Source organism: Caloramator sp. E03 (assembly GCF_006016075.1).
In the GTDB taxonomy this organism is placed as follows: domain Bacteria; phylum Bacillota; class Clostridia; order Clostridiales; family Caloramatoraceae; genus Caloramator_B.
This window is the reverse complement of the sequence record NZ_CP040093.1, coordinates 2862059-2883993: the sequence shown is the minus strand read 5'-3', so window position 1 is coordinate 2883993 and position 21935 is coordinate 2862059. Positions and strand designations below refer to the sequence as shown.

Sequence of the window (21935 nt, the reverse complement as noted above, 5' to 3'; positions counted from 1 at the left end):
TTACCCCCTTAGTTTCTCTTTGCAAGTGCTACAAATGGGCTTATTGCCCCGCTTCCCTTATAAGGCATTAGCGGCTTATTCCATAGTGGCTGTCCATCTACTCTATAAATAAATCTAAATACATTCTCATCATAAAGGAATCTTACATGAATTGAGCTTGCAGCATTTATTCCGCCTTTATCAATTAATAGATACTGGCTCATATCAGCTAAAATAATATCTCCTATTTCTCCAACTTGTGAGCACTGCTCAATTGGAACAACTGGCCTTCCAAGAAGTGTAGCATATGGTGCTTCAGATAATCCGCCTGCTGGAATATACACTGGTTTATCTCCAACCTTTAGGGTGTATAAAATAGGCTCTAACTCTTGATTTACAAACCATACAGCATTTGACCTGCTTCTTGCCCACAGTCTTGCCCACATATTAAGTAGATTCTCAACAGTTATTATATCTGTTTGTCCATTATCCTTTGAAACCTTTACAAGTGCATCAGAGTTTAATATTCCAAGTGGCTGGCCGCTGCCTGTTCCGTTTATAATGGCATCATCAATTTTAAATCCAAATTCCTCTGCAAATGCCTGTCTAATTACACTTTCAAGTGCAGCAGCATCCTGAAGTAGTTCATCTGTTGCATAGCAAAGACCTGTTAGTTTCTTTAATGATAGATCCATAGTTCTAAATTTAGGCTTTGATGATATAATCTGTTCTGCTTCATTTTCCCAGTAGGTTTGAACACCACCCCATCTTGAACCATTGGCTCTACTTGTTTCATCAACTGCGTTTATTTTTAATCCATTAGAATTAGTTGATATTGGTATTCTTCTAACCCTTGATGCTAAAATACCTGTTTCATAAGTTCTTTTTAAAAGTTCTGATACAAAATCCTTTTGAACTAAAAATCCTCCATCTGAAGGAACTGATTCATTAAGCCCAAGTGCTGCCCTTGTTGTTAGCCTTGAATCAACTTTCCCATCAGGTGCAGCGGCCCTATACACAGCCATTAGCTGTTCTCCAAAGGAATTAAACCTTTTTTCATCCTTAACTGATTCATTTTGAATAGGTTCTCTGTCTTTCACAGTGTCAACCACCATAAACTTTCTTACATTTTCAATAGTATCGTCCCATCTTTTTATGCCTTCTTCATATTCTTTTATTCTCTGTTCCTCTTCTTCAGTTAGGTATCTTCCTTCTCTTTCGGCTTTTTCAATAAGTTCAACTGCCTTTAGCCTCAGTTCTTCTCTTTTTGCCTGCATTTCTTTAATCTTATCCATTTTATCTACCTCCTGTTTTTAAGTAATAAAAAAAGTGCCTAATTTAAGCACTACTTTCCTAAAAGTTCATATTTTTTCTTTAATAACTGCAACTTTTTAATATTTTTCATCCTTTCTTCATCAATTCTTGTTTGTTTTCGCCTGTTGTATTCATCTAAGATGGTTCTTACTCCAACATCTGTTTCAGTATAGGCTGGAAATGTTACTGGTGATACATCAAATAGCTTTACTTTTACAAGTTCTCTAACGTCTATTCCATCCTGATAGCCCCATCTATCCTCAAGAACTGTAAATCCAAAGGACATCTGGCTAATATCGCCCCTTTCTATTGAAACTAATAAGTCTCTTGCCCACTGAGTATCTGGTGGAATTATTCTAACCTTTAACCCTTTTTCATCTTCTTCTAAAAATAGAGTTCCTGATTTGTTTCTTCCAAGGACAAAATTTGCATCATGATTAAAAAGTGCCCTTATATCGTCCTTCTCTATGCTCTCTTTAAATGCTCCTTTTAAGACTTTTTCTTTGAAAGGCACTAAAAGACCCAATTCTTCACTCCATTTATCAAATACTGCTGCATGTCCTTCAATAACTCTGACTTCGTCACTATCTTGCTTTGTATTATTAACCCTTAATTCTTCAAGATTTATCGTCCTTCTCTCCATCTGTCCCATTAAATATTTCACCACCTTCCCCATCTTTAGCTTTATTTGCAGGTATCATATTGCCATTTACAAGATAAATATCGCCTCCTTGGCCATCTGGTATTGGGTTCATATCCTCTAATTCTCTAATGTCATTTGGTGATAGCCAGCCATTTTGCCTTCCTATTGCATATCCTTCCATTCTTGCTGGGGAAAAAATCTTCCCTTTTTCGGGTAATTTTATATATTGACATTTACAATATGGAGTTAACTAAAAAACAAATTTTAATCATTTTTCATCTAGTTCAAGAAAATTTAACTTCTATAAAATTAGTCCTGAATTATTCATAAATTTTATTTAAGAATACTCTCTTGCACATAATAACTAAGTTTTTAGACAACCTACTTTTTAATTTAAAATTGAACTTAAAACGTAAAAATAATCTTTATTTACTTAATTATACACATCCACCTATTTCCTTTCTTTTTTAGAAAATTTTTATATATTATATTCCCATCGCCTCCAAGTATATTTTTTCTACAAAACAAAAAAGCCCTGATTTCTCAGAGCTTTTATCTATCGTATCAACGTGTTGTTCAATTCTGATAAAATATTTTAACAATCCAACTCCCGTTGGTCTTTTTGTCGTTCAATTTTTTATGGGGCACTCTCCACAACCCAATCCATCTTTCTAAAATCACTCTCAAACAAGAAAGGACAAGCATTCTAATCAAATACTCGCCCTTAGCTTTGACAAAGATCCAAAATTAGCAATGACGGGCATCTGAATATTTTGCTCGCCACAACAATTGACATAAAATACCAAATTTTAAATACATAAAAATTACTTCAATAGCAAAACGTCAATTATTAACTTATATATTATTAACAATTATATTAACATAAATCTCTTAATCTTTCCTTAATAATTTCTTTCTCTTCATTCCCTGTAGCTACAGAAAGCCCTTTTTGGTAGAATTCCCTTGCTTTAACAGCATCATATATATCGCTTTCATACAAACAATATACATCACCATAAGCAATATAACTCCAAGGATTCTTAGGAAAATCTAATATTAATTTTTCACATTCTTTTTTTGCTTCTTCTAATTTATTTAATCTAACTAAAGACTCAATTATCGCTCTCCTCATCTGATGAATTAATTCCTCATTTTCATTCCAGAAATAGTGTAGAAATTCTTTACAATATTTGATTCTGATTTCAAAATATTTTGGTTCATCAATCCCTGCATTATATAACTCACTCTCTAATTCTTGACAAAAGTCCCTTATGTCAAAACTTCCACAATACTCTTTATCCAAATATTCAAGAGTATTAAAATCTGTTCTTATTCTATATTTTATCCCTTCCCAAACTTTTAACCATTTATCGCATGCCAAAATTGATTTATTAACATCTAAATATTGATATCCTTCTTCAATCAAATCTGCCATTTGCTCCATGGATAAAACATTTTCTGGAGCAAGCCTTTCCCATAATACCCAAGCTGCATAAAAAGGAAAATCTTCATCTCTTCCTTTAGCTGTCACATTATAAGTATTAAACCAATTTTCATATATCTGCTCTGCAGAATAGTATCTTTCTATATCTTTTAAAAATATTTCTTTATTAAACATTATTCCTATGCTTTGTAATTTTTCAATTATTTCTTCATTACTCATTTCTTTTACTTCTTCATAAGACCATAATTCTAAAAGAAAATTTCTAAAATTATTAAAGCTCACCTCTGAGTATATTTTATCTATACAACACTTTTTGTATTTTTTACCACTACCACATGGGCATGGATCATTTCTTCCTACCTTCATAAACAACCATCCTTTTATTTTAGTTTATAATCCTATTTTAAGACCTCTAAAATAAAAAAACAGGGAAATTATTTTAAATTTTAGGTTAGTTAGTTACATAAAACTTTCTTAAAACAATCTTCTTATTTTTATATAAAAAATACTACTCATACTGAAATGACTTTCATCTAAATTACAATTTATGAAAAAAGCCCTTATTTCTCAAGGCTTCTAACTATTGTATCAATGTGTTGTTCAAATATGGTGGAGGCGAGGGGAATTGAACCCCTGTCCGAAAGCATAGAAACTTAGGCATCTCCGAGTGCAGTCTTTGTTTTAACATTCCCTCTCCTAAGCGCCCAAAGACAGGCTCTTAGGTTCAGTAGCTTCATAAATTCCGTTCTCTACGCAAAGCTTAGTAGAGCTCGGTACCCCACTGTCGACGCCAGACTCTGAGTCGTGGGCCTCTCAGGCTGACGCGCTGCAGCTTAGGCAGCGAGAGCTAAATTATCGTTTGCGTTTATATTTAATTCCCAGTTTTTTAACGAGGCACCAGGATCCTCGACTCGCTTCCTAAATCCCTATTACCCCCGTCGAAAGCCAAAACGCCCCCTTGTTATCTATATCTTTCTTTAAAATGTTTCTCTACTTCTCTTTGGGCATCACGCTTTGCAATGTCTTCACGTTTGTCATAGAGCTTTTTACCTTTTGCAAGGGCAAGTTCAACTTTAACAAGACCTCTAACCTGATATAAAGCTATGGGAACTAAAGTATAACCTTTCTGTGAAACATAACCAGAGAGCCTTCTTATCTCGTTTTTATGCATCAAAAGCTTTTTAGGCCTTAGCGGATCTCTGTTGAATATATTCCCCTTCTCATAAGGACTTATATGCATGTTATATACAAATATTTCATTGTTTTTAATCTCTGCATAACTATCCTTTAAGTTTGCCTTTCCAAGCTTTACAGATTTTACTTCTGTTCCAAAAAGCTCAATACCTGCTTCATAAGTTTCTTCAATAAAGTAATCATGCCTTGCCTTTCTATTTTCTGCAAGGTTTTTTCTCTCACTTCCCATATCATCACCATAAATATCAATATGCATTATATTATTATAGCAAATAAATCTCTATTGTCAATATATCATATTTTAGATGTAAAGTCAAAACCCCTCCCCCTTAATTTAATTTATTCTTCAACTAGAGTAAAATCAATAGTTCTGTTTTCAATATCTGTTTTTATGACTTTAACCTTTACTTTATCTCCAAGCCTGTAAATCTTTTTAAACTTCTCTCCAATTAAAGTATAACGTTTTTCATCATAGATGTAATAGTCATCGTCCATATTGCTTATATGCACAAGCCCTTCAATTGTATTAGGAAGTTCAACAAACATTCCGAAGGAGGTTACAGAGGATATTATTCCATCGTAAATTTCTCCAATCCTCTCAGACATATATTCAACCTTTTTAAGATCATCTGTTTCCCTTTCAGCCTCCTGTGCCACCCTTTCCATATCACTGCTTTGTTTTGATGCCTTTTCTACAAACTTAGTATACTTTTTCATCTTCTTTTCATCTATTTTACCATTTATATAATCTTTAATAATCCTATGTATTGCAAGATCAGGGTATCTTCTTATTGGAGATGTAAAATGGCAATAGTACTTCGATGCAAGTCCAAAGTGGCCGCTACATTCTGGTGAATATTTTGCCTGTTTTAGCGATCTTAAAAGCAGAGTGTCAATAATAACTTCTTCCGGCTTATCTTTTGCAGCATTTAAAACCTCCTGCAAAACTTTAGGATGCATTTCTGCAGTCGGTCTTAAATAGTAGCCAAGATTATATATGAATTCACTAAAAAGGCGTATTTTTTCCTCATCGGGTTTTTCGTGTATTCGATAAACAAAAGGCATACCCGCCCAATACATATATTCTGCTACAGTTTCATTGCATACAATCATAAATTCCTCTATAATCCTGTTTGCTATTTCCCTTTCATAGGGTTTAATTTCTATTGGTCTTCCATTTTCATCAAGTATTATTTTACACTCTTCAAAATCAAAATCCAATGCACCCCTTTGCATTCTTTTGTTATAAAGTATGTTACATAGTTCTTCCATTAGTTTAAAGTCCTCATATAAATACTCATACCTTTTAATCGTTTCTTCATCATTATATTTTAATATCTTAGTAACGTCAGTGTAAGTCATCCTTTCGCTTGTTTTAATTATACTTTCAAATATCTCATGTTCAATAACTTTACCTGTTGAATCTATTGTCATCATGCAGGATAAAGTTAGCCTATCAACCTTTGGATTTAAGCTGCAAAGTCCGTTTGATAATTTTTTAGGAAGCATAGGTATAACTCTATCTACAAGATAAACACTTGTTGCTCTTTCAAAGGCTTCTTTATCAAGGGGAGACTTTTCTTTAACATAATATGTAACATCGGCTATATGTACTCCAAGCCTATATCTTCCATTTGGAAGCTTTTCAATTGATACAGCATCATCAAGATCCTTAGCATCTTCTCCATCAATTGTAACTATCTTTAAATTTCTCAAATCTCTTCTTCTTTTTATTTCCTTTTCAGGTATTTCCTCATCTATTGCTTTTGCATACTCTTCAACTTCCTCTGGAAAATTTTCAGGGAGTCCATACTTTTTGATTATAGATAAAATATCAACTCCAGGCTTATCTTTACTACCTAATATTTCTATTATCTTCCCTTCCGGGTTTCTTCTCTTTTCTGGCCATTTAGTTACTTCAACAACAACTTTATGTCCTGTTTTAGCTCCATTTATATCAGCTTTAGGTATGAAAATATCCTGATAAATTCTCTTATCATCCGGAACAACAAATCCAAAGTTCTGGCTTTTTTCAAAGGTCCCAACTATTTGAGTGTTAGCTCTTTTTAATATCCTTATTATCTCTCCTTCAACTCTTTTATTTGGAATATTTTCTTTTATTATCCTTGCTATTACTCTGTCATTATTCATTGCCCCGTTCATATTTTCAGCTGCAATGTATATATCTTCAATTCCTTCTTCATCTGGTATTAAAAATCCAAAACCCTTTTGATTCCCTTGAAGCTTTCCAACAACAAGGTTCATCCTTTCAGGTACACCATATCGGTTTTTTCTTGTTTTAACTATGTATCCTTCTTCTTCCATATCATCAAGAAGCTTATAAAAAGTTTTTAGTTCTTTATAATTTATTTCAAAAACTTCTGAAAGTTCCTCCGCAGTCATAGGTTTATAAGCTTCTTCTCTCATAAAAGATATTATATTTTCCTTTATTTTACTCATAGATTCACTCTCCTATTTATAATGTATTCTTTGGCATCTTTTATATTATTTCCTATTTTATTAATGATAATTTATATTTTAGTATATGTCAAAAAAATTATATAAAATATACATTTTTTTAAACAAAACAAAAAAAAGCCACCTTGCAGTATATTTAGGTGGCTTTGTCATTACATTGTTATTTTATTATTTTTAATATTATTCCTCCAAATTTAACAAACAATGGAGCAAAAACAAGTGATACTATTGTCATAAGTTTTATTAATATGTTCATTGCAGGTCCTGCTGTATCCTTAAATGGGTCTCCAACAGTATCTCCAACAACTGCTGCTTTATGAGCAAAACTTCCCTTTCCTCCATGCTCTCCAGTTTCTATAAACTTCTTAGCATTATCCCATGCTCCACCTGCATTTGCCATGAATATTGCAACAAGAACACCTGATACAACTGCCCCAGCAACAAGTCCTCCAAGAGCTTCAGGTCCTAATAGCAAACCCGCAACTATAGGAACTAAAACTGCCAAAACACCTGGAAGAACCATTTCTTTAAGAGCTGCTGCTGTAGAAATATCAACGCATTTTCCATACTCTGGTTTTGCTTTACCTTCCATAAGCCCAGGTATTGTCTTAAACTGTCTTCTAACTTCCTCAATCATGTGGTTTGCTGCTTTTCCAACAGCATCCATTGCAAGTGCTGCGAATAAATATGGTATAACTCCACCTACTAAAACTCCAACAAGAGTTACAGGGCTTAGAAGGTCAATAGTCTTAAGACCAACTGCCTGAGAATAGGATGCAAAAAGTGCTAATGCTGTTAAAGCTGCAGAACCTATAGCAAATCCTTTTCCAATAGCTGCAGTTGTGTTTCCAACGGAATCTAATGTATCAGTAACCTTTCTTACATCATGTGGAAGCTCCGCCATTTCAGCAATTCCTCCAGCATTATCAGCAACAGGTCCATAAGCATCAACTGCAACTGTCATACCTGTCGTTGAGAGCATTCCTAATGCTGCAAGTGATATACCAAAGAGACCTTTTAATACTTCAGTTTCGTTTGAAGTACCACCCATTATAAAGAATGCTATGAGTATTGCTATAGCTATAAAAAATATTGGCAGTACAGTTGAATACATTCCAACAGAAAAACCTGAAATAATAGTTGTTGCAGGTCCAGTTTCAGATTGCTGAGCAATCCTTTTAACATATCTATAATCTGCTGAAGTATATATTTCTGTAAGTTGTCCTATAAGGATACCAACTACTATTCCTGCTGTTACAGCAAAAAATGCATTTAAATTATTAAATATCATCTTACTTAAAACACCAGATGCTATAATAACAAGAATACCACTAATATAAGTTCCATTCATTAATGCCTTTTGAGGATTTGATCTTTCATTTCCCCTAACTAACAAAGATCCAATGATAGAAGCTATTATTCCAATTGAAGCTAATGTTAATGAATAGATAACTCCTTCTCCTGCTTTATAAAGTACTGCACCAAGAGTTAATGTTGAAATTATAGATCCAACATAAGATTCAAATAAATCAGCCCCCATTCCAGCAACGTCTCCAACGTTATCTCCAACATTGTCTGCAATAACTGCTGGATTTCTTGGGTCATCTTCTGGTATACCAGCTTCAACTTTTCCAACAAGGTCTGCACCAACATCCGCAGCCTTTGTATATATTCCTCCACCAACACGAGCAAAAAGTGCAATAGAGCTTGCTCCAAGACCAAAACCTGTTATTATGTTGGCATCTCTAATTACATAATATAAAAAGCCAACTCCTAAAAGTCCAAGTCCAACAACGGACATTCCCATTACTGCACCACTTGAGAATGCAACCTCAAGAGCTTTATTTTGACTTGTTCTTGCTGCATTTGCAGTCCTGCAGTTTGCTCTTGTTGCAACCTGCATTCCAAAATAACCAGCAAGTATAGAAAAAATAGCTCCATTAACAAAACAAATAGCTGTAATCCAGTTTATAAAAATTCCTAAAATAAAGAAAACTACAACGATAAAAATTGAAAGAGTTCTATATTCTCTTTTTAAAAATGCCATAGCACCTTCGTGTATGTAATCAGATATTTCCTTCATCCTTTCAGTACCTGGCTCAAACTTCATTATTCTTCTTGCAAGTAAAACTGCAAAAATCAAACCAATAACTCCTGTTATTGGAGCAAAAATAAGAACAGAATTGTTCACAATACCCCTCCCCTTTCTATTTATTTAGAAGATACACAAGTAGCATTGAAGATAAGACAAATAATACCATAAGTATAGTAGTTAGTTTTGAAAGTTTTCCTTCATAAGTTCTTGCCTTATTCTTCCCAAAGAATGTTTCAGCCCCACCAGCTATTGCTGATGATAAGCCTTGAACTTTTGCTGGCTGTAAAAGCACTACAGCTATGATTGCAAGGCATATTAAAACGTGAATAATCATAAATGCTATTTTCATTAAAAACACCTCCAATATTATTTTAAAACATAAGATATTTTATCACAATATATAAATAAAAACAATTAAATTTTACTTTTATCTCCAGAAAATTTAGCAAATATGTTACACTTAATATTGATTATATACAAATAATGGAGGATAATATCCTCCATTATTTGTATATAATTGGTTAATTTTACTTATATATGTCTCCTAAAATTTTTCCCCAAATATATTGCACTCTCACCTAATTCTTCTTCAATTCTAAGGAGCTGGTTATATTTAGCTACCCTATCTGTTCTTGCTGGAGCTCCGGTTTTAATCTGCCCAGTATTCATTGCAACAACAAAATCTGCTATTGTTGTATCCTCTGTTTCTCCTGAACGGTGTGAAACTATTGCTGTGTAGCCAGCTCTTTGAGCCATCTCAATTGCCTCAATAGTTTCTGTTAAAGTACCTATTTGGTTAAGTTTTATTAAAATGGAGTTTGCAACTGCCATTTCAATTCCCTTTGAAAGGCGTTTTGTATTTGTAACAAACAGGTCATCCCCTACAAGCTGAACCTTATTTCCAAGCCTATTAGTTAGCTCCTTCCATCCGTCCCAATCATCTTCTGCTAATCCATCTTCAAGGGATATTATAGGATATTTTTTAATAATGTCTTCATAGTAATCAATCATTTCAGAAGGAGTTAATACCTTTCCTTCCCCTTCAAGATGGTATTTATTATCTTTTTTATTATAAAACTCTGAAGCAGCAGCATCTATTGCAATCGCTATATCCTCACCTATTTTATAGCCCGCCTTCTCAACTGCTTCTAATATAACTTTAATAGCCTCTTCATTTGAGCTAAGATTTGGGGCAAAACCACCCTCATCTCCTATCGATGTATTATATCCCTTTGAATGTAAAACTCCTTTTAAGGTATGATATACCTCAGAGCACATTCTTAAAGCCTCTGAGAACCTTTCTGCACCTACTGGCATTATCATAAACTCTTGAATATCTACGTTATTATCTGCATGTTTGCCACCATTTAATATATTCATCATTGGTACAGGAAGAACTCTTGCCTTTACACCACCTAAATATCTGTAAAGTGGAAGTTTAAGATATTTTGCAGATGCAATAGCCACAGCAAGAGAAGCACCAAGTATTGCATTAGCTCCTAAATTCCCTTTATTGTCAGTTCCATCAAGTTCAATTAACATTTTATCAATTTCTATCTGCTCTAAGGCATTCATTCCAATAAGTTCTGGAGCTATTACTTCGTTTACGTTCTGTACAGCTTTTAATACACCTTTTCCCTTATAGCGTCTGCTGTCTTTATCCCTAAGTTCAACAGCTTCAAATTCTCCAGTTGAAGCACCTGAAGGAACAATAGCGCGTCCTACTGTACCATCCTCAAGCTCAACTTCAACCTCTACTGTAGGATTTGATCTTGAGTCTAATACTTCCCTTGCAAATACATCGATAATTTCAACATATTTTCTCACAAAATCATCCTCCTATAAAATAATTGGCTCTCCTGTCATCTCTTCAGGGATGGCAAGACCCATTGATTTTAATATTGTTGGTGAAATATCACAGAGCCTTCCCCCATCCCTTAATTTTACATCACCTTCACCAATTACTATAAAAGGAACTTTATTTGTTGTATGAGCCGTATATGGCTCTCCAGTTTCATAATCAATCATCTGTTCAGCATTTCCATGATCTGCTGTAATATAAACAACCCCATTCTTTTCAAGAACCTTATTAACTACCTTGCCAATACATTCATCAACAGCATTAATTGCAGCAACAGCAGCATTATAAACTCCTGTATGCCCAACCATATCCGGATTAGCAAAATTTAAGACTATAAAATCATATTTATCTTCGTCTATCTCCTTTAAAACCCTTTCAGTAACAATATAAGCACTCATCTCTGGCTGCATATCGTAAGTCGGAACCTTTGGTGATGGTATTAATATTCTATCTTCGTTTGCATAAGGAGCTTCAATGCCACTATTAAAGAAAAAGGTAACATGAGCATATTTTTCAGTTTCTGCAATTCTAAGTTGTTTTATACCATTTTTACTTAAATATTCTCCTAATGAATTAATATATTTTTCTGGTTTGTATGCAATATCAACATTATTTATTGTTTTATCATATAATGTCATACAAACATAGTATACCCTTATATAGTCCCTATTAAACCCTTCAAATTCTTTATCAACAAATGCTCTTGTAATTTCTCTTGCTCTATCAGGTCTAAAGTTAAAAAATATAACAGAGTCATTCTCTTCAATCTTAGCAATTGGTCTGCTATCCTCTACGATTACAGTTGGAAGCACAAATTCGTCTACCCTGTTTTCACTATAAGACTTTTCAACTGCTTCCTTCGCACTGCTTGCTATTTCTCCTTCACCTTTAACTAAGGCATTGTATGCAAGCTGCACTCTCTCCCATCTTTTATCCCTATCCATTGCATAGTATCTTCCTGAAATTGTAGCTATCTTTCCTACTCCAATTTCTTTCATATAATTTTCAAGTTCATCAATATAAGTAAGTGCACTTTGAGGAGGAACATCACGTCCATCAAGGAAGCAATGAACATAAACTTCCTTTAATCCTTTATCTTTACAAAGCTTTAATAAGGCTTTAAGATGATCAATATGGCTGTGTACTCCTCCATCAGATAGCAAACCGTAAAGATGCATTTTAGTATTATATTTTTTAACATTCTCAATAGCATTTAAAAATGCTTCATTTTTGAAAAATCTTCCTTCATTTATCTCTTTATTTATCCTTGTAAATTCCTGATAAATTATACGTCCTGCCCCAATATTAAGATGCCCAACTTCAGAGTTACCCATCTGCCCCTCTGGCAATCCAACATCAAGGCCACTAGCATTTAAAGTTGTATGAGGGTAATTGTTCCAATAATAGCTGAAATTCTTTGTATTTGCATTAGCTATAGCATTCCCATCTTTTCTTTCATTTATTCCCCATCCATCGAGAATAAGTAGCATACGAAGTCTGTTTTGCATCATAATCCTCCTTAATAGTTAACGATAGCTGCGAACTCATCTGCTTTTAAACTTGCTCCTCCAACTAATGCTCCATCTATATCGCTTTGTGCCATCTGTTCTTTTATTGTTGAAGCCTTAACGCTTCCTCCATACTGTATTCTAATGGACTGTGCAGTATTTTCGTCATACATCTCTTTAATGTTTTGTCTTATAAATTTAATAACATCATTTGCATCCTGTGCAGTTGCTGTTTTACCAGTGCCTATTGCCCAGATAGGTTCATAAGCAATTACCATACTTGCAACATCCTCTGCACTTACATCCTTTAAGTCCTTTTGAAGCTGTGTTTTTATTAATTCAAAGGTCTCTCCTTTTTCTCTTTGTTCTAATGTTTCACCAACACACAATATTGGAGTTAAACCATATAGAAAGCAAGCTTTCACCTTTTTATTTATAAGCTCATCATCTTCTTTAAAGTATTGCCTTCTTTCACTATGTCCTAATATAACATACTTCACTCCAAGCTCTTTTAACATTAATGGTGAAACTTCTCCAGTAAAAGCACCACTTTCTTCATAATACATGTTTTGTGCTCCAACTTTTATGTTTGTGTTTTCAACCAAAGTAACTACCTGTGAAAGTGATGTAAAAGGAGGGCATAATACAACCTCACATTTTGCATCCTTTACCTTATCTATTAATGCTAAAACTAATTGTGCAGCTTCTTTACCAGTTTTATTCATCTTCCAATTACCAGCAATTATAGGCTTTCTCATTTTATCAACCTCTTTCAACTTACTTATTTATTATTTAAAGCAGCTATTCCTGGAAGTTCAAGTCCCTCTAAAAATTCAAGGGATGCTCCTCCACCAGTTGAAATATGAGTCATCTTATCAGCATATCCAAGCTGTTCAACAGCTGCTGCTGAGTCTCCTCCTCCAATTATAGTTGTACCATTAACTTTAGATAATGCTTCTGCAACCTTTTTAGTTCCATTTGCAAAAGCTGGCATTTCAAATACTCCCATAGGTCCATTCCATATAACTGTCTTTGCATCTAAAACTGCTTCTTCAAAAAGCTTTACAGTATCTGGACCTATATCAAGCCCCATATAACCTTCTGGAACCTCTGTTTTTGATATTTTCCACTCAGCATCGGCTTTAAATTCCTTAGCAACAACATGGTCAACAGGAAGGAATAACTTAACTCCTTTTTCATTTGCTTTGTCTATCATCTGTTTTGCATATTCAACTTTATCCTCTTCAACAAGTGATTTTCCAACATTAATTCCCTGCGCTTTTAGGAAAGTATAGGCCATACCACCACCAATTATTAATTTGTCAACCTTTTCAAGGAGATTATTTATAACTCCAATTTTGTCTGAAACCTTTGCACCACCTAATATTGCAACAAATGGTCTTTCTGGGTTTTCAAGAGCTTTACCCATAATACTGATTTCTTTTTCAATTAAAAAGCCTGCAACTGCTGGAAGGTAACTTGCTATACCTGCAGTTGAAGAATGTGCTCTATGTGCTGTACCAAAGGCATCATTTACAAATATATCAGCAAGAGATGCTAATTTTTTTGCAAATTCCATATCATTCTTTGTTTCAGTTGGAATAAATCTAACGTTTTCAAGTAGGACAACTTCTCCTTCTTTCATTTCATTAGTAAGTCTAACTGCATTTTCTCCAACAACTTCTTTATCCTCAGCAAGTTTTACATCTATGTTTAAAAGCTCTGATAACCTCTTTGCAACAGGCTTTAAGCTATATTTTGCATCATAGCCTTCCTTTGGTCTTCCAAGATGAGACATTAAAATAACTTTTGCATTATTATCTAACAAGTATTTAATTGTTGGAAGAGCAGAAACTATTCTTCTATCATCTGTAATATTTCCTTCTTTATCCTGTGGAACATTGAAATCACATCTAACTATAACCTTTTTACCTTTTACATCGATATCTCTAACTGTCTTTTTATTCATAATATCACTCCTTCTTATTTTATAAAAGTAATGTCCGGCCTTAAAAAACCGGACATCTTTTCCATAATCCCAGTATAACATCCGGCCGCAGCCCGGAATATATTATGTATTATAATCTTTCAGCTACGTAATTTACAAGATCAACTATTCTATTTGAATAACCCCATTCATTGTCGTACCAAGATACAACCTTAACCATGTTACCTTCAATAACCATAGTTGAAAGTGCGTCAACTATTGATGATCTTTCATCTCCTCTGAAATCAATTGATACAAGTGGCTGTTCTTCATAGCCAAGTATTCCCTTTAATGGACCTTCTGCAGCTTCCTTTAATGCTGCATTTACTTCTTCAACAGTTGTTGGCTTTGAAACTTCACATACAAGGTCAGTAACTGAAACTGTTGGAGTTGGAACTCTTAATGCAAATCCATTTAACTTACCCTTAAGGTTTGGAAGAACTTTACCTACAGCCTTTGCTGCTCCAGTTGTTGTTGGTATTATTGATTCAGCAGCTGCTCTTGCTCTTCTTAAATCCTTATGTGGTAAGTCAAGAATTCTTTGGTCATTAGTATATGAGTGAACTGTTGTCATTAAACCTTTTACTATTCCAAACTTTTCATCAATAACCTTTGCAAAAGGAGCAAGACAGTTTGTTGTACAAGATGCATTAGATATTACATGATGGTTTGCTGGGTCATACATATTTTCATTAACACCCATAACTATAGTAATATCTTCATCAGTTGCAGGAGCTGAAATTATAACCTTTTTTGCACCTGCTTCAATGTGTGCTACTGCTTTTTCTTTTTTTGTAAAAAGTCCTGTTGATTCAATAACAATGTCTACTCCAAGTTCCTTCCATGGTAAGTTCTTTGGATCCTTTTCAGCATAAATTTTAATTTCTTTTCCATTAACAACAATAGAATTTTCCTTTGCTTCAACAGTTCCCTTGAACTTTCCAAAGCATGAATCGTACATTAAAAGATGTGCAAGTGTTTTAGTGTCTGTTAAATCGTTAATTGCAACTATTTCTACGTTGCTGTTTAATTTTTCTTGTGCAATTTTAAAGGCATTCCTTCCTATTCTTCCAAATCCATTGATAGCGACTTTAATAGTCATATTATCCCTCCTATATTTATTTATATATATATTTTACCTGCTATGATTTTTTAATCTTAGCAGTTTTTTACTTTGTAATAGATTCATCCTTTAACTTTAAAAGTTCTTTAGCACAACCCTCATCTGTAACAAGTACCATATTAGGATTATTAGTTCTAACTGCTGCAACAGCCTGAGCTTTATACTTTCCTCCAGCAATTGCAACTATGTGATCGATGTTTTTTACATCTTCAAAATCCAAAGTCATAGTAGGAGTTTTATCAACAATTTTACCATATTTATTAAAATAACATCCAAAGGCTTCAGCTACAGCTCCTTTTTGAAGGAGCATTTTAATTTCATCTTCTGTTAAGCCTCTTCTTTTCCCCATTTCATCTGCTCTACCAATTCCAAATATTAGTATATTAGATTTTGAAATTTTTTCAACTGTATCTTTTATATCTGGTTCATTCAGCATCGTTTCAAGTGCATCACGGCTTAAATTATCTGGAACATGTAAAAGTTTATAACTTGCTCCAATCCTTAGTGCAAGTTTTGAAGCCAAGGTACTTGCCTGTGTTTCAACAATTCTTCCTATCCCACCTCTTGCAGGAATCACAAGAAGATTTTGTTTGTTTACTTTTGGGAAGTTTTCTACAACCTGAGCTACAGAGCTCCCGCCTGTAACCGCTATTATATAATTATCCTGAATTAATTCTTTTACGTAATCTGCTGCAATTCTTCCCATCTCTTTTAAAACAGTACTATCTAAGTCTAGATCTCCTGGAACTACTTTTACTTCATAAATGCCAAGATATTTTTTTAGAGTTTCTTCAATATTTGAAAGACCACTTATTTCGTGTATCATTTCCTCAAGGTTTTCAAGAATATTCTTTCCTTCTTCGGTTATCATCATACCAATAGAATTTATTTCAACAAGTCCTTGCTCTTTTAAAAAACTTACCTCTGTTCTTACTATCCTTTCTCCCATACTAAGTTCTTGAGATAATGCCCTTCTTCCTATAGGCTGACTATAATATATACTTTTTAAAATTTGATATCTTTTTTTTAATAGTTCAATCATTTCTGGTATAATCTTCTGCTGGAAGTTTAAAATATTATTCACCATTTCACTTCCTTTGGATTTATAATGTCCCTATGGATTAATTTTGTCCCATATCGAGCAATAATTTAGGGACAAAGCATAGGCTTTAATTAATGTCCCAATCTAAATATAACATTCATTCAATTTTTTTTCAATATATAATTACAATTCTGTATTCACTATTTATCTAGTTTTTCTCTTAGAAGAGGAAGGTATATTCATTTCCTCTCTATATTTTGCAACAGTTCTCCTTGATATATTAAAACCTTCACCGTTCATTTTGTCAGCAATTTGTTGATCAGAATAGGGTTTTTCTTTATTTTCATTTTTTATTATCTCCTTAATTCTATCTTTTAATCTTGATACCGAAACATCTTCCCCTCCTTTTGTCTGTAATCCTTTAATGAAGAAATTTTTAAGTTCAAATAATCCCCTTGGAGTTTGTATATATTTACCCTTAACTGCCCTACTAACAGTTGACTCATGGAGGGATGTCATATCTGCTATTTGTTTTAAAGTTAGAGGTTTTAAGTCTATTCCATACTCAAAAAAGTCCATTTGATATTCAACTATTGCGTATACAACTTTTTTAATTGTATCAATCCTTTGCTCTATGCTTTTTATAAGCCACATAGCAGAAGATAGTTTTTCTTTAACATAATGGTACTCTGGTGAATTCTTATTATTTATAAGCTTTTTATATAGACTATTTATTTTAAGATGAGGAATACTATCTTCATTTACAGTAACAACATATTTTCCATCTATTTTTTCAAGTATAACATCCGGTACTATATACCTGACATCATTTGCACTATATCTTATACCTGGCTTAGGGTCTAAAGCCTTTATAATATTTATATATTCCTTTGCTTTTTCATAAGTTATGCCATTTTCCTTTGCAATCTTTGTAATATTGCACTGTCCAACTTCTTCAAGCATATTATTTATTATATTCTCCAAAATAGGATCATTTATTTCCTTATTTCTTATTTGAATTATTAGGCATTCTTTTATGTCCCTTGCACCAACACCATAAGGTTCAAAGGTATGAATTAAATCAATAATCCTCTTTACTTCCTCAATCTCTACACCTAATTTTTCACATGTTTCTTTTTCATCAATTGTTAAATATCCATTTTCATCTATACAATCGATAATATATTCTCCTATTTTTTTGTCTTTTTTGCTTAAAGGTATCAGCATTAGCTGTTCTCTTAAATAATCCCAAAGAGACGTTTCTTTTATTATAAAATTTAAAGGTGATACATATTCCTTATCTTCATCATAGCTTATTTCATCGTCCCTTGATTCCTCTAAATAATTTATAAATTCTACTAATTCTTCCTTTTCTTCTTCTCTTTCCTCTTTTTCTTCTCTCTCAAGTAATGGATTCTCAACAAGCTGTTCTTCAACATACTCATTAAGCTCGACAGAATTTAACTGCAAGAGTTTAACTGCAAGTTGTAATTCTTGAGTCATTATCAGCTTTTGTTCTTGTTTCAGTTGAAGATTATAATCGAGCTTCATAAGCGTACCTCCAAAGCTTTCTCGTATTTGTAAAGTCCATATCCCTTACTTGTTTATTATAACATATTTCAGAATTATCTTTAAGTGTTCCTTTAACATAAAAAAATAAGCACCCTAATGGATGCTTATTTCTCTCCTTTTTCATAAGGTATACCATCAGCTGCCGGTGGAACAGTTTTACCAACAAACCCTGATAGAACTATCATTGTTATTATAAAAGGTATTGCTGAATAAAATTCAGTTGGGAAAGGCCAGCCTAAACCTTGAGCTACAATTTGGAAAGCATCTGCAAGTGCGAATATCAAGCAAGCCCATAGTGCCCCAAAAGGCTTATAATTTCCAAAAATCATTGCAGCTATTGCAATAAATCCTTTTCCACTAACCATACCTTCTCTAAAAAGATTTGTATTGCTTAAAGAAAGGGATGCTCCACCAAGACCTGCAAGTGCACCAGATAATATTACGCATAAATACCTTATTCCATAAACACTTATACCTAAAGTATCAGCTGCCTTTGGATGTTCACCAACAGCTCTTATTCTAAGTCCCAGTGGTGTTTTATAAAATATGTAGTTTGTAATTACAACAAGTATTATGGCTATAAATACATACCAGTTCAATTCTGCAAGGAACTTTCCAATAACAGGTATATGGAGCATTGCCTCTTTTGGATATGGAAGAGATGTTACACCATCTGTCTGCCCCTGTCTTTTAAATAAAACCATAAGTAAATAGCTTGTAATTGCAGATGCAAAAATATTTATTGCAACACCAGAAATAGTCTGGTCTGCCTTAAGATGAATACTTAAAAAAGCATGAATAGATGCTACAGCAGCTCCTGAAATTATGGCAAATATAATGCCTATCCAAGGGTTATTTGTTATGAAAGAGCCATAAACTGCAAAAAAAGCACCTATTGTAAGCATACCTTCAAGTCCTATGTTAATAACCCCCGATTTTTCTGAAAATAATCCTCCGAGGGCAGCAAATATTAAAGGAGTTGCAAGCCTTAGCATTGATGCAAGGAGTGCTACAACTATAGGTATTCCTGCATTATTCATTCATAAGTGCCCCCTTCCTTCTCTTTTCAGCTAACCATTTATAAATATAATCAGCAGCAACAAATATTAATATTATTGCTTGTATTAAAAATACAATCTGTTTTGGAATATTTGCCATCTGAAGAGATATTGAACTTGTATTTAAAGCTCCAAATAAAAGTGCTGAAAATATTACACCTATAGGATTGTTCTTAGCAAGAAGCGCTACTGCAATCCCATCAAATCCATAACCAGTAAATGTTACCATCTGTATTGCATGATGCTGAATTCCTGAAACATAAACTGCTCCTCCAAGTCCTGCTATTCCTCCTGAAATTGCCATTGCAAATATTATATTCTTCTTTATATTTATGCCACCATACTCAGCTGCATACTGATTTAATCCAACAGCTCTTATCTCATATCCCCATGTAGTTTTCCAAAATAATAAATATACTAAAACAACCATTATAAGTCCAATAAATAGTCCTATGTTCAGCCTGTAATCATTTCCCAAAAACCTCCAGAGCATCGCTGAAGGCTGTATGTCAGGTGTTTGGGCAAGTCCTTTTTTGTTAAAAGGCCCCATTATAAGATAGTTAGAAAAATATAAGGCAATATAATTCATCATAATTGAATTAACTACTTCATTTGAGCCTACTTTAGCCTTTAGATATCCTGGTATCCCTGCCCATATTATACCTGCAAGTGTTCCTGCAATTAATACCAATATAATATGTATAACCGGTGGTATCCCTGGAATCATTCCAACTATTGCACCAGCAGTTATACTTATCATAAACTCGCCTTCAACTCCTATGTTAAAAAGCCCTGTCTTAAATGCAACAGCATTTGCAAGCCCTGTAAAAAGAAGAGGTATTACATATACTAATGTTTCTATGAAGTTATCCCTTCTTCCAAAGCTACCATTCCAAATTGCTTTAAACATTACCTGAACACCTTTAATAAAGCTTATATCCTTTGCCCACATTACAAATATAACAGCAACAAACATAGCAACTATTATTGAAATTAAGGGGAACAACAATGATGAAACAAGAGTTTTAATTCCTTTTAAGTTATCATTTTTGGAGTTATTTTTTTTCATTGTACCCCTCCTTTATTTAATGTATCTAAAGTTCCTCCAGCCATTAATATTCCAAGATCGTTTTCTGTTGCTTCTTTAGCATCAAGAACTCCAACTATTTTCCCATCATAAATTACTGCAATCCTATCAGATAATGCCATTACTTCATCAAGTTCCAATGATACTAATAATACTGCTCTGCCTTTATCCCTTTCTTCAACAAGTCTTTTATGAATATACTCTATGGCCCCAACATCAAGGCCACGGGTTGGTTGTGCTGCAATTATAAGATCAGGATCCTTTGCTATTTCCCTTGCAACAACCATCTTTTGCTGGTTTCCACCTGAAAGGCTTGAAGCTAAAACATCCTCATTAGGTGTCCTAACATCAAACTCTTCAATGAGCTTTCTTGCAAATTCCTTAATCTTTGTATAATCCATCATTATTCCTTTTGCAAAAGGCTGCTTATTATGTATTCCTAAAATAGAGTTCTCAGCAAGAGTATATTTTAAAACAAGTCCTCTTTTATGTCTGTCTTCAGGTATATTGCTAATTCCTGCCTCCATTATCTCCCTTGGGTTTTTACCAGTTATATCTTTATCTTTTAAAACCACTTTACCTGCTACTGGCTTTCTCAGCCCAGTTAATACCTCTAAAAGTTCTGATTGACCATTCCCATCTACTCCAGCAATACCAAGTATTTCTCCTGCCCTAACTTCAAAATTAACTCCTTTTAACGCAGGAAGACCTCTATGATCATGAGCCTCTAAATTTTCAACTTTTAAGACAACTTCCTTTGGGTTTGCCATCTTTTTTTCAACTACAAGATTTACCTTTCTTCCAACCATCATCTCTGCAAGCTGCTCAATATTAGTTTCTTTTGTGTTTACAGTATTAATTATCTTTCCCCTTCTTATTATGGTTACTCTATCACTCATACCCATTACTTCTTTAAGCTTATGAGTAATTAAAATGATTGATTTTCCTTCTTTTACAAGATTTTTTAGTATTACACCTAATTCTTCTATTTCCTGAGGAGTTAAAACTGCTGTAGGCTCATCAAGTATCAGTATCTCAGCTCCTCTATATAAAGCCTTTAATATCTCTACCTTTTGCTGCTGCCCTACAGATATGTCCTCAATTACAGCATTAGGATCTATTTTAAATCCGTAAGCATCTGCAATCTTTTTTGTATCTTCAACAGCCTTTTTCATATCCATATTAATAAATTTTCTTGGTTCCTTACCTAAAACTATGTTCTCAGCAACCGTAAAATTATGAACAAGCATAAAATGCTGATGTACCATACCGATTCCATAAGAGATAGCATCAGATGGGGATTTTATATTTGCTTTTTTTTCATTTATGTAGATTTCTCCTTCATCAGGCTGATATAAGCCATACAGTATATTCATCAAAGTTGTTTTTCCTGCGCCGTTTTCCCCAAGCAAAACATGTATCTCGCCTTTTCTTAGTTCAAAGTTTACGTTTTCGTTAGCACGTACGCCAGGAAATACTTTAGTTATTCCTCGCATTTCTACAACTTTTTCCATATTCATCCTCCTTCCCTAATAATAAGTTTAAAAAAG

16 protein-coding genes, 1 other RNA gene and 2 pseudogenes are annotated in these 21935 nt (G+C 33.6%); all 19 read right to left on the bottom strand.

Annotation, left to right across the window (positions count from 1 at the left end):
• Window positions 1-8: 8 nt before the first annotated feature.
• The gene (locus FDN13_RS13680) at window positions 9-1274 is read right to left on the bottom strand and encodes a phage major capsid protein (RefSeq protein WP_138980905.1); all 1266 of its coding nucleotides are present in this window, start codon (window positions 1272-1274) and stop codon (window positions 9-11) included.
• A gap of 50 nt (window positions 1275-1324) precedes the next feature.
• A complete protein-coding gene (locus FDN13_RS13675) occupies window positions 1325-1957 on the bottom strand; it encodes an HK97 family phage prohead protease (protein ID WP_243120230.1) in 633 nt (210 codons plus the stop codon).
• Window positions 1911-2123: pseudogene (locus FDN13_RS14445) on the bottom strand (phage portal protein); the annotation flags it as partial. The gene FDN13_RS13675 and the pseudogene FDN13_RS14445, both read right to left, overlap by 47 nt.
• Window positions 2124-3674: 1551 nt before the next feature.
• Window positions 3675-3743: pseudogene (locus FDN13_RS14615) on the bottom strand (SEC-C metal-binding domain-containing protein); the annotation flags it as partial.
• A 244-nt stretch (window positions 3744-3987) separates the two neighbouring features.
• Window positions 3988-4338: a transfer-messenger RNA gene (gene ssrA, locus FDN13_RS13660) on the bottom strand.
• Between the two features lie 3 nt (window positions 4339-4341).
• Window positions 4342-4803 carry an SsrA-binding protein SmpB gene (gene smpB / locus FDN13_RS13655; RefSeq protein ID WP_138981114.1) on the bottom strand — a complete coding sequence of 154 codons (462 nt, stop codon included), beginning with the start codon at window positions 4801-4803 and terminating at the stop codon, window positions 4342-4344.
• 110 nt (window positions 4804-4913) lie between these two features.
• Window positions 4914-7034: a ribonuclease R gene (rnr, locus tag FDN13_RS13650; RefSeq protein ID WP_138980903.1), complete on the bottom strand. Its 2121-nt coding sequence runs from the start codon at window positions 7032-7034 to the stop codon at window positions 4914-4916.
• 178 nt (window positions 7035-7212) lie between these two features.
• Window positions 7213-9243: a sodium-translocating pyrophosphatase gene (locus tag FDN13_RS13645; RefSeq protein WP_138980902.1), complete on the bottom strand. Its 2031-nt coding sequence runs from the start codon at window positions 9241-9243 to the stop codon at window positions 7213-7215.
• Between the two features lie 16 nt (window positions 9244-9259).
• Window positions 9260-9496, bottom strand: a complete 237-nt coding sequence (secG, locus tag FDN13_RS13640; protein ID WP_138980901.1) for a preprotein translocase subunit SecG — start codon at window positions 9494-9496, stop codon at window positions 9260-9262.
• Between the two features lie 182 nt (window positions 9497-9678).
• Window positions 9679-10974, bottom strand: coding sequence for a phosphopyruvate hydratase (eno, locus tag FDN13_RS13635; RefSeq protein ID WP_138980900.1), 1296 nt, complete (start codon window positions 10972-10974; stop codon window positions 9679-9681).
• A 12-nt stretch (window positions 10975-10986) separates the two neighbouring features.
• Complete coding sequence (gpmI, locus tag FDN13_RS13630) at window positions 10987-12516, bottom strand: 2,3-bisphosphoglycerate-independent phosphoglycerate mutase (protein WP_138980899.1); 1530 nt, start codon at window positions 12514-12516, stop codon at window positions 10987-10989.
• A gap of 11 nt (window positions 12517-12527) precedes the next feature.
• Window positions 12528-13274, bottom strand: coding sequence for a triose-phosphate isomerase (gene tpiA, locus FDN13_RS13625; RefSeq protein ID WP_138980898.1), 747 nt, complete (start codon window positions 13272-13274; stop codon window positions 12528-12530).
• 23 nt (window positions 13275-13297) lie between these two features.
• Window positions 13298-14485: a phosphoglycerate kinase gene (locus tag FDN13_RS13620; RefSeq protein WP_138980897.1), complete on the bottom strand. Its 1188-nt coding sequence runs from the start codon at window positions 14483-14485 to the stop codon at window positions 13298-13300.
• A 109-nt stretch (window positions 14486-14594) separates the two neighbouring features.
• Window positions 14595-15605 (bottom strand): type I glyceraldehyde-3-phosphate dehydrogenase, encoded by a 1011-nt coding sequence (gene gap / locus FDN13_RS13615; RefSeq protein WP_138980896.1) that lies wholly within the window; start codon window positions 15603-15605, stop codon window positions 14595-14597.
• Between the two features lie 67 nt (window positions 15606-15672).
• Window positions 15673-16710 (bottom strand): sugar-binding transcriptional regulator, encoded by a 1038-nt coding sequence (locus FDN13_RS13610; RefSeq protein ID WP_138980895.1) that lies wholly within the window; start codon window positions 16708-16710, stop codon window positions 15673-15675.
• 162 nt (window positions 16711-16872) lie between these two features.
• On the bottom strand, window positions 16873-18219 hold the full coding sequence (gene rpoN / locus FDN13_RS13605) for an RNA polymerase factor sigma-54 (protein WP_138980894.1): 1347 nt from the start codon (window positions 18217-18219) through the stop codon (window positions 16873-16875).
• A gap of 125 nt (window positions 18220-18344) precedes the next feature.
• Window positions 18345-19280, bottom strand: a complete 936-nt coding sequence (locus FDN13_RS13600; RefSeq protein WP_138980893.1) for an ABC transporter permease — start codon at window positions 19278-19280, stop codon at window positions 18345-18347.
• Window positions 19273-20367, bottom strand: a complete 1095-nt coding sequence (locus tag FDN13_RS13595) for an ABC transporter permease (protein ID WP_138980892.1) — start codon at window positions 20365-20367, stop codon at window positions 19273-19275. Before FDN13_RS13595 ends, FDN13_RS13600 begins: the two co-directional genes overlap by 8 nt.
• Entirely contained in the window at window positions 20364-21899 is a 1536-nt protein-coding gene (locus FDN13_RS13590) for an ABC transporter ATP-binding protein (RefSeq protein WP_138980891.1), read from the bottom strand. The genes FDN13_RS13595 and FDN13_RS13590 overlap by 4 nt, the downstream gene beginning before the upstream one ends.
• Window positions 21900-21935: the final 36 nt, after the last annotated feature.